At 58.5% G+C, this 14,938-nt stretch carries 14 protein-coding genes, 1 pseudogene and 1 riboswitch; of the genes and pseudogenes, 7 read left to right on the top strand and 8 right to left on the bottom strand.

Features of this window, described 5'->3' with window-relative positions:
- Window positions 1–22: 22 nt before the first annotated feature.
- Both proP and sgrT read right to left on the bottom strand, forming a co-directional pair.
- Window positions 23–1,528 (bottom strand): glycine betaine/L-proline transporter ProP, encoded by a 1,506-nt coding sequence (proP, locus tag AU511_RS00600; RefSeq protein WP_094108433.1) that lies wholly within the window; start codon window positions 1,526–1,528, stop codon window positions 23–25.
- Between the two features lie 292 nt (window positions 1,529–1,820).
- Complete coding sequence (gene sgrT, locus AU511_RS00595) at window positions 1,821–1,985, bottom strand: glucose uptake inhibitor SgrT (protein WP_094108457.1); 165 nt, start codon at window positions 1,983–1,985, stop codon at window positions 1,821–1,823.
- Between the two features lie 106 nt (window positions 1,986–2,091).
- Between sgrT and sgrR the strand changes: the two genes are divergently transcribed.
- The 7 genes from sgrR (at window position 2,092) to ilvN (ending at window position 9,508) form a co-directional block, all read left to right on the top strand.
- The gene (gene sgrR / locus AU511_RS00590) at window positions 2,092–3,750 is read left to right on the top strand and encodes an HTH-type transcriptional regulator SgrR (RefSeq protein ID WP_094108432.1); all 1,659 of its coding nucleotides are present in this window, start codon (window positions 2,092–2,094) and stop codon (window positions 3,748–3,750) included.
- Between the two features lie 40 nt (window positions 3,751–3,790).
- A riboswitch (TPP riboswitch) is annotated at window positions 3,791–3,910 on the top strand.
- A 42-nt stretch (window positions 3,911–3,952) separates the two neighbouring features.
- Window positions 3,953–4,936 carry a thiamine ABC transporter substrate binding subunit gene (gene thiB / locus AU511_RS00585; RefSeq protein WP_094108431.1) on the top strand — a complete coding sequence of 328 codons (984 nt, stop codon included), beginning with the start codon at window positions 3,953–3,955 and terminating at the stop codon, window positions 4,934–4,936.
- Window positions 4,912–6,522, top strand: coding sequence for a thiamine/thiamine pyrophosphate ABC transporter permease ThiP (gene thiP / locus AU511_RS00580; RefSeq protein ID WP_094108430.1), 1,611 nt, complete (start codon window positions 4,912–4,914; stop codon window positions 6,520–6,522). The genes thiB and thiP overlap by 25 nt, the downstream gene beginning before the upstream one ends.
- A complete protein-coding gene (gene thiQ / locus AU511_RS00575; protein ID WP_094108429.1) occupies window positions 6,506–7,222 on the top strand; it encodes a thiamine ABC transporter ATP-binding protein ThiQ in 717 nt (238 codons plus the stop codon). Before thiP ends, thiQ begins: the two co-directional genes overlap by 17 nt.
- Window positions 7,223–7,317: 95 nt before the next feature.
- Window positions 7,318–7,437 (top strand): ilvB operon leader peptide IvbL, encoded by a 120-nt coding sequence (locus AU511_RS17155; RefSeq protein ID WP_118894615.1) that lies wholly within the window; start codon window positions 7,318–7,320, stop codon window positions 7,435–7,437.
- A gap of 111 nt (window positions 7,438–7,548) precedes the next feature.
- A complete protein-coding gene (gene ilvB, locus AU511_RS00570; RefSeq protein ID WP_094100606.1) occupies window positions 7,549–9,210 on the top strand; it encodes an acetolactate synthase large subunit in 1,662 nt (553 codons plus the stop codon).
- Between the two features lie 4 nt (window positions 9,211–9,214).
- Window positions 9,215–9,508 (top strand): acetolactate synthase small subunit, encoded by a 294-nt coding sequence (gene ilvN, locus AU511_RS00565; RefSeq protein ID WP_094108428.1) that lies wholly within the window; start codon window positions 9,215–9,217, stop codon window positions 9,506–9,508.
- Here the strand turns inward: ilvN and AU511_RS00560 are convergent, their stop codons facing one another.
- The 6 genes and pseudogenes from AU511_RS00560 to AU511_RS00535 form a co-directional block, all read right to left on the bottom strand.
- A complete protein-coding gene (locus AU511_RS00560) occupies window positions 9,509–10,267 on the bottom strand; it encodes a DedA family protein (protein ID WP_094108427.1) in 759 nt (252 codons plus the stop codon).
- 179 nt (window positions 10,268–10,446) lie between these two features.
- Entirely contained in the window at window positions 10,447–11,142 is a 696-nt protein-coding gene (locus AU511_RS00555) for an ABC transporter ATP-binding protein (RefSeq protein WP_094108426.1), read from the bottom strand.
- Entirely contained in the window at window positions 11,135–11,914 is a 780-nt protein-coding gene (locus AU511_RS00550; RefSeq protein WP_094100610.1) for an ABC transporter ATP-binding protein, read from the bottom strand. The genes AU511_RS00555 and AU511_RS00550 overlap by 8 nt, the downstream gene beginning before the upstream one ends.
- The gene (locus AU511_RS00545; RefSeq protein ID WP_094108425.1) at window positions 11,904–12,947 is read right to left on the bottom strand and encodes a branched-chain amino acid ABC transporter permease; all 1,044 of its coding nucleotides are present in this window, start codon (window positions 12,945–12,947) and stop codon (window positions 11,904–11,906) included. The genes AU511_RS00550 and AU511_RS00545 overlap by 11 nt, the downstream gene beginning before the upstream one ends.
- Window positions 12,947–13,845 (bottom strand): annotated as a pseudogene (locus AU511_RS00540) (branched-chain amino acid ABC transporter permease). The gene AU511_RS00545 and the pseudogene AU511_RS00540 overlap by 1 nt, the downstream one beginning before the upstream one ends.
- A 27-nt stretch (window positions 13,846–13,872) precedes the next feature.
- Entirely contained in the window at window positions 13,873–14,937 is a 1,065-nt protein-coding gene (locus AU511_RS00535) for an ABC transporter substrate-binding protein (RefSeq protein WP_420843430.1), read from the bottom strand.
- Window position 14,938 lies beyond the last annotated feature (1 nt).

Below are 14,938 nucleotides of genomic sequence, written 5' to 3'. Positions count from 1 at the left end.
CCTCCCTGGAAGCAGCAAACGATTATTCGTTGATGCGAGGATGCTGGTCGATCAGCGACTGGCGCTTCTTCTCCAACTGGGTGATTTGATCGTTAATATCTTCGATTTTGTGCTCGATATTATCGTGATGCTCTCGCAGCAGCTCTTTGGCCTCACTCAGGTCGGAAGCGGCCGGCGTAGCGCCTTTCAGCGGCTTGTTAGCCGTTTCCTTCATGAAGATACCCGTCACCAGACCGATAACGGCAATCACCATCAGGTAGTAGGCAGGCATAAACAGGTTGTTGCTGGCCTCAACCAGCCACGCGGTCGCCGTCGGCGTCAGACCTGCAATCAGGATAGAGATGTTAAAGGCGCTGGCCAGCGCACTGTAACGGATGTGCGTCGGAAACATCGCCGGCAGCGAAGAGGCCATCACACCGGTAAAGGCGTTCAGAATGACGGCCAGTATCAGCAATCCTAGGAAAATCAGGCCAATGGCGCCGCTGTTAATCATCATGAAGCAAGGGATCGCCAGCAGGAACATCGCCACGCTGCCGATCACGACAAACGGTTTACGTCCAAAGCGGTCGCTCAACAGCCCCATCACAGGCTGGACGAACAGCATCCCGATCATAATAGCGATGATGATCAGCACACCGTGGTTCTCGGAGTAGTGCAGGTTATGCGACAGGTAGCTCGGCATGTACGTCAACAGCATGTAATAGGTGACGTTGGTTGCAATGACCAGCCCCGTACAGGACAGCAAGCTTTTCCAGTGCTTAGTGGCGATCTCTTTGAACGAGACTCTCGGTCCGCTGCTCAAGCCGTCGCGATCGTCTTTTTCCATCTTCTCAACATGCTGCTGGAACGCCGGCGTTTCTTCCAGCGCATGGCGCAGGTAGAGACCGATGAGACCGAGCGGCAACGCCAGGAAGAACGGAATACGCCAGCCCCATTCCAGGAACTCTGCTTCGCCGATGATGGCGGAGATCAGCACTACGACGCCCGCGCCCAGCACAAACCCGGCGATGGAGCCGAAGTCCAGCCAGCTTCCCATGAAGCCGCGTTTCCGGTCCGGAGAGTATTCAGCGACGAAGATCGACGCGCCGGTATATTCGCCGCCCACAGAAAAGCCCTGGGCCATTTTGGCCAGCAGCAGCAGTATCGGCGCCCAAATCCCAATGGAGTTATAGGACGGTATCAAGCCGATACAGAAGGTACTGACCGACATGATGATAATGGTGATGGCCAATATTTTCTGACGGCCGTATTTGTCGCCCAACGAGCCGAAGAACAGCCCGCCCAACGGACGAATCAGGAAGGGAACGGAGAATGTCGCCAGCGCGGCGATCATCTGGACGCTGGGGTTAGCGCCGGGGAAAAAGACCTGACCCAGAGCGTAGGCAACAAAGCCATACACACCGAAATCGAACCATTCCATGGCATTGCCGAGCGCAGCTGCGGTAATGGCTTTACGTAAACGCGTGTCGTCAATAATCGTGACATCGCCCAAAACGATGGGCCGTGCCTTTCTTCTGCGTAACTTCATAGTGAATTATTTTACCTGTTTTAATGTAATAGACTGAATTGAAACGTCTCACTGAAGGATGGTCACATCAAGATAGTTTTTTATTTCGCTATAACCGATTAACCCAGTTTCATTTACTAGCATGTTACCATAGGTTGAATGTTTATATCGACTTAGACGTTCCTTTACTCACTTCCATAGTCCATATTAGCATAAGATGCGGTCGCATATTTCGGACAAAAAAAAGCCGGCGGAATAACCACCGGCCGGTGAAAGCTTCACCATCACTCAGAAAACAGAAACCTCGTCACCGTCAAATCCAGTGACGGTATTCCTCGTCAGACATATCTTCCGTCTGCCACTGCGTCACCTGCATTAGCAGCGCCAGACGCTGAGACGCCGACAACCAGCGCCCCCACGCCGAGTGTCCCAGGGACAGGATGTTGCGATAACTCCGATATAATCGTGATAGTGCCATCGTCATACCCTCCGACCGTTCATTATTTGCGCTTTCGTTATGACAAAGTATCAACGTAAGATAGGGGAAAATATATTGATGACTTTAGGCTGAGGAGTTCCCCTTTATGTCCTCATCTCGATTGCAACAACAGTTCATCCGGCTGTGGCAACACCTGCAAGGACAGCCCACTGACACCACGTTGCAAGAGCTGACCGGCGTCCTCAACTGCTCGCGACGGCATATTCGATCGCTGCTGCGAGCTATGCAGGAAGAGGGGTGGTTGACGTGGGAAGCCGAAGCGGGACGAGGAAAACGATCGCGGCTCAGCTTCCTCTATACCGGCCTGACCCTCCAGCAACAACGGGCGGAAGGCCTGCTGGAGCAGGATCGAATCGACCAACTGGTGCAGTTGGTGGGGGACAAATCGCAAGTACGGCAGATGCTGCTATCCCACATCGGGCGCAGCTTCCGGCAAGGTAAGCATCTGCTGCGCATTGCCTACTACCGGCCAATGCGCAATCTGCTGCCCGGCTCGGCGCTACGACGTTCGGAGACGCATCTGGCGCGCCAAATCTTTAGCGGGTTAACCACCATAAATGAGGAAAATGGGGAACTTCTGCCGGATTTAGCCCACCACTGGCAGCAGGTCACGCCCCAGCACTGGCGTTTTTACCTGCGCCCCGCCGTTCGTTTCCATCACGGTCGGGAACTGACGATGGAAGATGTGATCGCTACTCTGCAACGCATCACCGCCATGCCGCTGTTTTCACATATTTTCGCCATTGAGTCGCCTATTCCTTCCGTGCTGGACGTGCGCCTGACGACGCCGGATGTCTGGTTTCCCTGGCTGCTCGGCAGCGTGTCCGCGATGATTCTACCGCAGGAGTGGAAAACGCTCCCCGACTTCAGCCGCCACCCGGTGGGCACCGGCCCTTATGCCGTACTGCGTAATAGCAACACGCAGTTGAAAATCAACGCATTCGACGACTACTTCGGGTATCGCGCGCTCATCGACGAAGTCAGCGTCTGGGTATTGCCGGACGCGCCGGACTCGCCCTCCTGCTCGCTCCAACTACAAAATGACAACTCGCCGAACAATGAACTGGAGAATCGGCTGGAGGAAGGCTGTTATTTTTTGTTATTCGACCGCCGCTCGCCGCTGACCTCACGCCCGGACATCAGAGACTGGCTCTGTCAGGTACTCAGTCCAGTCTCCCTGCTCGGACTCGCTGACGAAACTTACCAGTGCAACTGGTCCCCGGCCTACGGCCTGCTGCCGCGCTGGCACCACGCCCAGCCACGACTGACGCAGGACAAACCCACCGATCTCACGCATCTGACGCTCACCTTTTATCATGAGCATGCCGAGTATCAGGACATCGGCGACATCATCCGTCGGCTGCTGTCGGCCCACGGCGTTACGCTGTCGGTTCGCCGCATCGACTATGCTGAGTGGTATCAGGGCGACGAGCCGAGCGACATCTGGCTCGGCAGCGCCAACTTCTATCTGCCGCTGGAGTTCTCTCTGTTCGCCCTGCTCTACGAACTGCCGCTGATGCAGCACTGCCTGGATCGGGATCTGGCCGAAGACGCCAGCCAGTGGCGTCAAGGCAGTTGGTCGCTGGCGGATTGGAGCCAATCGCTCGTGACTCAGCAACAGATCCACCCGCTGTTCCACCACTGGCTGCAACTGCAAGGCCAGCGCAGCATGCGCGGCATTCGGATGAATACGCTGGGATGGTTCGATTTCAAGTCCGCCTGGTTCGCGCCGCCGGAAAACTGACGCGCGCTTTGACTCCAGGCATGAAGTCTCTACAATGCGTGAGTTCTCAACGGGGTGCGATAAAGTCCGGCGCTGTCATACCGTCCGCTTTACGCTGAGAAAATACCCGTCGAACCTGATCCGGTTAATACCGGCGAAGGGATTTGGGAGTGCTTTGCCGCTTGCTCAAAGACCTTTGCCACCCTTTTCTCAGGAGTGCAAAGTGTTAAAAAAATTACTGTCCTGCCTGTTGATGCTTTCTGCCCCGGTGTTGGCGAAGCCTACGCTGACCGTATACACCTACGACTCCTTCACCTCCGAATGGGGGCCTGGTCCCGGCGTGAAAACCGCGTTCGAAAAAGAGTGCGGCTGCGAGCTGAAATTCGTGGCGCTGGCCGACGGCGTGGCGCTGCTTAACCGTCTGCGAATGGAAGGAAAACGCACGCAGGCCGATATCGTGCTGGGGCTGGACAACAACCTGCTTCAAGCGGCGGAACACACCGGCCTGTTCAGCAAGCGGACGGTCGATACCGACGCGCTCTCGCTGCCGGGCGGCTGGCATAATGACACCTTCGTGCCCTACGACTACGGCTACTTCGCCTTTATCTATAACCGCGACAAACTGAAAAACCCACCGCGTAGCCTGCATGAACTCGTCGACAGCCCAGAACCGTGGAAAGTCATTTATCAGGATCCGCGTACCAGCACGCCGGGCCTCGGCCTGCTGCTCTGGATGCAGAAGGTCTATGGCGATGACGCCCCGCAAGCCTGGCAAAAGCTGGCCGCCAAGACGGTCACCGTCACCAAAGGCTGGAGCGAAGCCTATGGGCTGTTCCTGAAGGGCGAAGCCGATCTGGTGCTGAGCTACACCACCTCGCCCGCCTATCACATCATCGAAGAGAAGAAAGAGAACTACGTCGCGGCGTCCTTCAGCGAGGGACACTATCTCCAGGTGGAGGTCGCCGGTCGTCTGGCAAGCAGCCAACAGCCGCAGCTGGCCGAGCGCTTCCTGGAGTTCATGGTCAGCCCGGCCTTCCAGCAGCTTATTCCAACCACGAACTGGATGTACCCGGTCATCGACACGCCGCTGCCCGCGGGCTTCCAGCGTCTGGAGAAACCGGCGACGACGCTGTCGTATACGCCGCAGCAAGTCGCCGCGCAGCGCAACGACTGGATTCAGGCATGGCAACGCGCCGTCAGCCGCTGATCCCCGGCTGGCTCTGGCCCGGCGCCGTCGCCGCGCTGCTGCTGGTCGTGGTCGCCGCGCTGGCCTTCGGCGCGCTGTGGCTTCAGGCGCCTCAGAATCCGTGGCGCGCGCTGTGGCAGGACGACTATCTGTGGCACGTCATCCGCTTTACGTTTTGGCAGGCGTCGCTCTCGACGCTGCTGTCGACCATTCCGGCGATTTTTCTGGCGCGCGCGCTCTATCGCCGCCGTTTTCCGGGGCATCGCTGGCTGTTAAGGCTGTACGCCATGACGCTGGTGCTGCCGGTGTTGGTGACCGTGTTCGGTCTGTTGAGCGTGTACGGGCGACAAGGCTGGCTCTCGCAGTTAGCGGCGGCGTTCGGCCTACCTTACGCATTTTCTCCCTACGGGCTCGGAGGGATACTGCTGGCACACGCTTTCTTTAACCTGCCGCTGGCCACGCGCCTAATGCTGCAGGCGCTGGAAGGTATCGCCACCGAACAGCGGCAGATGGCCGCCCAGCTTGGGATGGGGGAGTGGCAGCACTTTCGCATCGTGGAGTGGCCGTGGCTGCGCCGACAGCTACTGCCTGCGGCCGCGCTGATCTTCATGCTCTGTTTCGCCAGCTTCGCCGTTGTGCTTTCGCTGGGCGGCGGACCCAAAGCCACCACCATCGAGCTGGCGATCTATCAGGCGCTAAGCTTCGACTACGATCCGGCGCGCGCCTCGCTGTTGGCGCTGATCCAGATGGGATGCTGCCTCGGTCTGGTTCTGCTCAGCCAGCGGCTGGCCAAGCTGCTGCCGGTCGGCTACAGCCAACAAGCGCGCTGGCGTAACCCTCAGGACACGCTGTTCAACCGCATCACGGACGCGATGGCGATCGTGGCCGCGTTAATACTGCTGCTGCCGCCGCTGCTGGCCGTAGTGATGGACGGAGTGAACGCCTCCCTGCCCGTCGTATTGAGTCAGCCTGCGCTGTGGGATGCGCTGTGGACTTCACTGAAGGTCGCGATCATCTCCGGCCTGTTGTGCGTACTAATCACGCTCATGCTGTTGTGGAGCAGCCGGGAACTGAAGCTGCGCCGCCGCAATCTTTCCGGCCAACTGCTGGATCTCAGCGGCATGCTGATTCTGGCGATGCCCGGCATCGTGCTGGCGAGCGGATTTTTCCTGCTGCTCAACAGCACCGTCGGACTGCCGACATCGCCCCTGTGGCTGGTGGCGACGACGAATGCGCTGATGGCGATCCCCTATGCACTGAAAGTGCTGGAGAATCCCATGTATGACATCGCCGAGCGCTACAACCTGCTGTGTCAGTCGCTGGATATCCGCGGCTGGCGGCGACTGCAAACCATCGAACTGCGGGCGCTGCGGGCGCCGATCGCGCAGGCGCTGGCGTTCGCCTCGATTCTCTCGCTGGGCGATTTCGGCATCATCGCGCTGTTCGGCAACGAGCAGTTCCGGACGCTGCCGTTTTATCTGTACCAGCAAATCGGGTCTTACCGCAGCGCCGATGGCGCTGTGACTGCGCTACTTTTGCTGCTGCTGTGTTTTGTTCTGTTTACTCTGATTGAAAAACGGGCGGACGCTTATGATCGTTCTCGATAAACTGACCTACCTCTACCAGCACCAGCCGATGCAGTTCGATTTGCATGTGGAAGCCGGTGAACGCGTTGCCGTGCTCGGCCCCAGCGGCGCGGGTAAAAGTTCGCTGCTCAGCCTGATCGCCGGTTTTCTCCCGGCGGCGAGCGGTCAACTTACGCTGAACGGCGTCGACCACCGCCAGACGCCGCCGGCTAAAAGACCGGTGTCGATCCTGTTTCAGGAAAATAATCTCTTTCCCCACCTGACGCTGTCACAGAATATCGCGCTGGGACTGCATCCCGGACTCAAGCTGACGCCGCCGCAACGCGAGGAGTTAGCCCGCATCGCCGAACGCGTTGGGTTGGCCGCGCTGCTGGATCGGCTGCCGTCGCAAGTGTCCGGCGGCCAGCGGCAGCGGGCGGCACTGGCGCGTTGCCTGTTGCGTCAGCAGCCGATTTTGCTGCTGGATGAACCGTTTTCCGCGCTCGACCCGGCCTTGCGCGCGGAAATGCTGACGCTGGTCGACAGCGTGTGCCGCGACCGCCAACTGACGCTGCTAATGGTGTCGCACCATCTCGACGATGCCGCCCGTATCGCCGGTCGCACGGCGCTGGTCGTCGACGGCCGCGTGGCTTATGACGGCTCAACCGATGACCTGCAACAGGGTCGCGTCGCCGCCGCGGGTATTCTCGGGATCGCCCCCGCTGGGCAGAATAAAAACTGATAGCGAACAGGTTTTGACCTTTGCACAGTTGTGGGTTATTGTCTGCCACAGCCCATGTGAACCTGGCTTGTCCATACACATGGTTTAAAAAACCAATGACAGGATTCTCCGTGAAACACACGTCCTCCACACTAGCACTCTCCAACACCGCGCTTGTCGATGCGGTCGTCGTCGTGCGCCTAGTGGTCGTCGTCGTGGTCGGCAACGCGCCGTAACGGGTCCGAATCCACAAGAGATTCTCAAACCCCGCCGGCGCCAGCCGAGCGGGGTTTGTTCTTTCTGCCCCCCGCTCCCAAACTGCACCGGCTCTGATAAAGGATATGACTATGCGTTATACCGGAGCTGAGCTGATCGTCCACATGCTGGAGCAGCAAGGCATCACGACCGTCACAGGCATTCCCGGCGGGGCCGCCCTGCCGTTGTACGATGCGTTGGGACAAAGCCGAACCATCCGCCACGTACTGGCGCGGCACGAACAGGGCGCAGGTTTCATCGCGCAGGGCATGGCGCGCGCCAGCGGCAAAGCGGCGGTCTGCATGGCCTCCAGCGGCCCCGGCGCGACCAACCTGCTGACCGCAATTGCGGACGCAAAACTCGACTCCATCCCGTTGGTCTGCATCACCGCTCAGGTCTCCTCCAACATGATCGGCAGCGACGCCTTTCAGGAAGTGGACACCTACGGCATCTCCATTCCGGTCACCAAACACAACTATCTGGTACGCGACATTAATGAGCTGGCCCATGTGATGAACGAGGCGTTCCGCATCGCGCAATCCGGCCGCCCCGGCCCGGTGTGGATCGACGTGCCGAAAGACGTACAAACCGCCACCATCGAGCTGGACGCCCTTCCGGCACCTACGCCGAACGACGCCCCCGTGGCTGCCGAACCGCAGGCCCTTGAGAAAGCGGCCGCGATGATTAACGCCGCCAGCCGTCCCGTGCTGTATCTCGGCGGCGGGATCGTCAGCGCCGGCGCGCATCAGCAGGCAATTCAGCTGGCGGAGTCCGCAGGGATCCCCGCCACCATGACACTGATGGCGCTCGGCGCCATGCCTGCCGATCATCCACTGTCGCTGGGCATGTTGGGAATGCATGGCGCGCGATCCACCAACATGATCCTGCAACAATCCGATCTGTTGATCGTGCTGGGCGCGCGTTTCGACGATCGCGCTATCGGCAAAGCCGAGCAGTTCTGCCCGAACGCCAGCATTATCCACATGGATATCGACGCCGCCGAGCTGGGCAAAATCCGCCAGCCCCACGTGGCGTTGCATGCTGATGTCGCTAAGGGACTGACGCAGTTACTGCCGCTGATCGAGCCGCAGAAGCGCGACGAATGGCGCCGGCAGGTGGGTGAGATGCAGCGGGCATACCCTGCCAATCTGCAACAGGACGATCCGCTGAGCCACTACGGCCTGATCCATGCCGTGGCCGAATCGCTGGACGACAGCGCCATTATCTCAACCGATGTCGGTCAGCATCAGATGTGGGTGGCCCAGTCATACCCGCTGCGCCGCACGCGTCAATGGCTGACGTCTGGCGGTTTAGGGACGATGGGGTTTGGCGTGCCGGCTGCCATCGGCGCCGCGCTGGCGGAACCGGATCGCACGGTGGTGTGCTTCTCCGGCGACGGCAGCCTGATGATGAATATTCAAGAACTGGCGACGCTAGCTGAACAGCGACTTAACGTCAAAATCGTGCTGATGAACAATCAGGCGCTGGGGATGGTCCACCAGCAGCAGGAGCTGTTCTACCAGCAGCGTTACGTGGCGTCCGACTACAGCTATCAGGCCAATTTCCTGGCGATTGCCGCCGGATTCGGACTGGCGACCTGCGACTTAAATGCGGAGGAAGATCCGCAGGCCGCCCTGCGCGACATTCTGAACCAGCCGGGACCGGCGCTGATTCATGCGCTGATCGACGTGAACGAAAAAGTTTATCCGATGGTGCCGCCGGGCGCCGCCAACATTGAGATGATTGGAGATTAACCCTATGCAGACCGCATCCTCTTCAACCCAGGTCACGCTCGAGCTGTCCGTACGCAACCATCCCGGCGTCATGTCTCATGTCTGCGGGCTGTTCGCCCGCCGGGCATTTAACGTGGAAGGCATCATGTGTATGCCGCTGCCGGGCGGTGAACAGAGCCGCATTTGGCTGCTGGTGAACGACGACGACCGTCTGGCGCAGATGATCAGTCAGGTGGAAAAACTGGAAGATGTGCTGGAGGTGCGTCGCCACGGCGACGACACCCGCATTTTCGAGCAGGTAGCGGAATTTTATCGCTAATCAGCCGCGAAAGATTTGCAACAACAGGTGCAGGTAGACCGACATCAGCGGGTGCTGCCACAACAGCACCAGACTGATCACCGCGGCAATCATCACCATCGGCGCCAGCCAGCGTAATCGCGCTGGCGTCAACCCCCCCTCCGACGGCGCTCGACGAGCTCGCCACGCGCGCCACAGCAACCATCCGGCGGACCAGCTCAGCACCGCGGCAATCAGCAGCAGCCAGCGGAAGCTGCCGCTGTCCGCCGCGTGGGGAATATCGATCGCCACCCCCGCCAGTATGCCCGGCATCAGATACACCGGCGGCCAGGTCAGGCAGCCGATGATGTTCGGCACCAAAAATCGTTTCGGCGGCAGTTCCAGCATCCCGGCGACCATCGGGATCAGTGGCCGGGTCGGGCCGATGAAGCGCCCGACCAGAATGGTCGCGATATGATGCTGATGCAGCATTTTTTCGATACGGTAGAGATAGGCGCTGTGCTTCTGTACAAACGACCAGCCGTGCAGCCGGTCCTTGAAGCGCCAGCCAATGTAATAGGAAATCCAATCCCCCAGCAGGCAGCCGATAATGCCGACGCCCCAGGCAGGATATAGTCCCACGTGTCCGCTGCCGATCAACGTGCCCAGCGACGCCATCATCAAGGTGCCCGGTAGCAGCAGCCCCACCAACGCCAGCGACTCAAGAAAAGCCACCAGCAAAACGGCCAGCAGTGAATAGGCCAACGATTGAGTAACCAGGTGCTCAAGCCAGGCTTGCATAAATCCCTACTTATCTGCGCTAAAAATCAGGACTTCGGGATAATAGCAGAAAACCGCCGGACGGCAGCCCCTCGCAGCCGCCAGCTGGCGGCTTGCTGGATAAACGCATCGCGCAGCCCCTGAGGCGGGAAGCCCCCTCGCGACAGAGGATTACGGGGATGGCAACTCCCCCGCAAGCCTCAACCGCCGAGATACATTGCCTTCACCTCCGGATTGGCCAGAATCGCCTGCGCGGGTCCTTGCAATACTATTTTGCCGTTCTCCAGCACGTAGGCCCGATCGGCGATTTTCAACGCCGCCGTCGCATTCTGCTCGACCAGGAGGATCGTGATCTTCTCCTCACGCAGCTGGCGGATGATGTTGAACAGCTCGCCCACCACCTTCGGCGCAAGGCCCAAACTCGGCTCGTCCAGCATCAACAACGCCGGTTCGCTCATCAGCGCGCGGGCGATCGCCAGCATCTGCTGCTCACCGCCGCTCATGGTGCCCGCCAACTGCCTGCGCCGCTCTTTCAAGCGGGGGAACATGGCATACATCTTGTCGCGCAGATAGCTGAATCTGACCGGGTTGTGGTACGCCCCCATCCGTAAGTTTTCTTCGATGGTCAGGTTGGTGAACACCTTGCGCCCTTCCGGCACCAGCGCCAGCCCATGACGAACGATCTGGTGCGTCTGTCGATGGGAGATATCCTCGTTGAGAAAATTGACCCTGCCCGTCGACTTCACCAGATTGATGATGCCGTTCAGCGTTGATGTTTTCCCGGCGCCGTTACTGCCGATTAACGTCACGATCTCGCTGTTGTTGACCTCAATGTCGATCCCCTTCAGCCCCTGAATCAGGCCGTAAAAAACCCGTAGGTCGGTCGCTTTAAGCATAATCGATGTCCCCCAAATATGCGGCGATGACGTCAGGATGATTGATGGCCTCATTCGGCGTGCCGCTAAACAGTGCCTTGCCGTAATCCAGCACCATCACCCGCTCGCACAGGGAGTTCACAAACGACATATCATGTTCGATCAACAGCACCGTCAGTCCGAAGTCCTTCCGCATTTTAAAAATGAGCTGCGCCAGTTCGGCCGTCTCGCGTGGGTTCATCCCTGCTGCGGGCTCGTCCAGCAACAGCAATTTGGGCGTTGTCGCCAGCGCTCGCGCAATCTCCACCTTACGCTGATTGCCGTAACTCAGATTGGTCGCCAGCGAATGGGCATGTTCAGCGATGCCGATATATTCCAGCAGTTGCATCGCTTTTTCCTGCGCGCGCTTTTCCGCCATGAAGAAGCGCCCGCAACGCAAAGCGGCTTCGAGGAAGGAGTAATGAATAAAACGATCGAGTCCGATCAAGACGTTGTCGAGCACCGTCATGGATGGAAACAGCCGGATATTCTGGAACGTTCTGGCGATCCCCCGGTTCACCACCTGATTCGGTTTCAGCCCGGTCAACGCCTGAGACTCCAGCTCCACCGTACCGCCGGTTGGCTTGTAGTTAGCCGTAATCACGTTGAACAGCGTGGTTTTTCCTGCGCCGTTCGGCCCGATCAAACCGAAGATCTCCGCGGGCGCTATCTGAAAACTGACGCCGTCGATGGCGCGCAGCCCGCCAAACTGCATGGTAACGTCCGCGACGCGAAGTAATGTCTCATTTGCCATTCTGACGCCCCCTGCGTATTTCCCAGATTTCCTGTTTGCCCAGCAGCCCTTCGCGCGCGAACAGCATGATGATCAACAGCACCAGCGAAAACACCACCATCCGCAGTCCTGGGTGCGCGCCCAGATCCTGGCCGAATAGCGTCAATGGCTGGTCGAGGAAACGCAGCCACTCGCCGCTGCCCACAACGAGGATCGTCCCCAGGATCGCGCCGGTGGTGCTGCCCAACCCGCCCAGCACGATGATGATCAGCAGCTGGAACGTCAGCATAAAGTCGAACAAATCCGGAGAGATGATGGTCAGCAGGGAAGCCAATAGGCCGCCGCCGATACCTTCGAAAAAGGCGCTGGTCGCGAACGCGCAGGTTTTGATGCGGAAGGTGTTGATCCCCATCGCGATTGCGGCGTCCTCATCATCGCGCACCGCCTTCATCGCCCGTCCGTATTTGGAATACACCAGTTGCAGGACGAACAGTACCGCGATCAACGCGATGAACCCGCACCAGTACAAAATGTGTTCCGCCTGCGGGATCTCATTCAGTCCGATAGCGCCGTTGGTAATCTGCGGGTTGTTGATCGCCAGAATCTTGATAATGAAGCCGAATCCCAGAGTGACAATCGCCAGATAGTCGCCGCGTACGCGAAAAACCGGAAACGACAGACAGACGGCGACTACCGCGGCGCAGATTCCACTGATGATCAACGCGGGCAGGAACGTGGTGTGCAAAACCAAAATGAACGGACTGGGCGACGCCATTTCGAACATGTCGGTTTTGTTGTCTGCAGTCAGCAACAATAGCGCCGTGACGTAAGCGCCGATGGCAACAAAGCCATTCGGCTCCAACGACAGCTGGCCGGTGATTCCGTTAATCAGGTTGTAGCTGACCGCCAGGATCATAAAGATAAAAATGTTGCAGATAATTCGAAGTACATAATCATCGAACGCGTGCTGCAGGGTGAATAGCCCTAAAAAAGCCAGTGTAAACAAAACGATATAGCACAACAGCAGCGAAGAGGAGGTCTGCGGTATTCTCATCAGAAGCGGCTCCTTTCCAGTCGTTCATCACCCATGATGCCCACCGGTCTGAACAGCAGCACCAAAATTAAAAACAGGAAGGCGAAGGCATCTTTGTACCCGCCCAGCTCTGGGAAAACGGCGACCGCCACCACTTCGGTAAAGCCCAGAATAAAGCCGCCGATGACCGCCCCGGTCACGCTGCCAATCCCGCCCAGTACCGCTGCGGCGAAGGCTTTTAGGCCGATCAATACCCCCATCAGAGGATCGATAGTTGGGTAACTGATGGCATAGAACACGCCGCCCAGCGACGCCAGCGCGCTCCCCAGCGCAAACACCAGCGAAATGATGTGGTTAGCGTCAATACCCATCAGTCGAACGGTATTGACGTCGAACGCCACCGCCCGGATCGCCATCCCCTGTCGGGTGCGGTACAGGATGAACAGAATGATCGCCAGCAGCACTAGCGTGATCAGCGGCACCATCCACGCCACCTGGGTAATCACGATTTGACCGAGCGTCATCGTCTGATTGAAAAACGGCGGCGATTCGAAAAAGCGCGGGCTGCCGCCGAACACGACGTTAAAAAGGTTCTCCAGAAAGAAGCTGACGCCGATGGCGGTGATCAGCATGGAGATTTTGGACGCCTGCCGCAGTGGGCGATAGGCGATGCGATCGATAGCAACCCCAAGCAAAGCCGAGACCAGTACCGAAAACAAAATAGCTGCCCCGAAAGGCAGCCCGAAGGAGGTGAAGCTGATCAGCGCCACAAAGGCACCGACCATCATGATATCCGCATGGGCGAAGTTGATCAGCCGTAGTACGCCATACACCATGGTGTAACCAATCGCGATCAGCGCATACATACTGCCAAGCTCATGCCATTGACCACCTGCTGTAAAAAAACGGCAAAATCCATTGTGCGCTCCTTACTACTTCCCGCCGATTAAGGATTGACCACCGTTTTAAACGCCAGCTGTCCGTTTTTGACTTCGTTGATGACCGCAGGACGAATGGCGTCGCCGCCTTTCAGGGTCAACGTCCCCGTAATACCGGTGAAGTTGGTGGTTGCGCGCAGGTTCTTGTTCACGCAAACGCGATCGTGCGGATCGCTGCACTTATTCATGGCGGCGACGATCATTTTGTACGCATCCGCCGTCATCGCGCCCCAGGTATGAGTCGGCTCGTTATATTTGGCGGTCCAGGCCTGAATGAATTTCTCGCCGTCCGGCGTCTGCTCTTTTGCGTTCGGCGAGTAGTAGTCGGTGGTCATGTAGCCTTCCACCGCGTCCTGACCGAGTTTGAAGAAGATTGGATCGGCCGCCAGACCGTCGCCGCCCACAACCGGCACTTTCAGCCCCAGTTGCTTGGCCTGTACTGCAATCAGCGCGCCTTCGGTGTAGTAAATCGGCATGTAGATCATATCGACGTTGTGAGATTTCACGGTGGAGAGCTGCGCTTTGAAATCCTTGCTGCCGCCGGGGGCCTGCACTTCTACCGCGATCGTGCCGCCGTTTTTTACAAATTGATTGCGGAAGGCGCGCGCCAGACCGACGGAGTAGTCGTTACTGCTGTCGAACATGATGGCCGCTTTCTTGGCTTTCAAATCGCGGCTGGCCAAGTTGGCGCCTACCACGCCCTGGAAGCTGTCGGAGAAGCATACCCGGCTGACATACTCGCGGTTGCGGGTGACGCGGTCATTGGTGGCCGTGGGGGAAATCAGCGGCGTTTTAGTGTCTTCCGCCATCTTGGTCATCGCCAGCGTATTAGTCGAGGTCACCTCGCCAATCACCGCATCCACCTTGTCGCTGGAAACCAGACGCTGCATGGCATTGGCAGCTTCAACCTTGTCGCTCTTGTCGTCGATGACGATCAGCTTGACGGTATCGCCATTGGCTAATTTAGGCTCCATGCCGTTAATCAGCGTCACCCCTTTCTGTGAGGGCTGGCCATAACCGCTCAACGCGCCGCTCAAGGGCAGTACAACACCGATTTTCACTTCGTCCGCCATG

Source organism: Lonsdalea iberica (assembly GCF_002111585.1).
GTDB classification, from domain to species: Bacteria; Pseudomonadota; Gammaproteobacteria; order Enterobacterales; family Enterobacteriaceae; genus Lonsdalea; species Lonsdalea iberica.
This window is presented reverse-complemented; position numbering and strand designations above follow the sequence as displayed.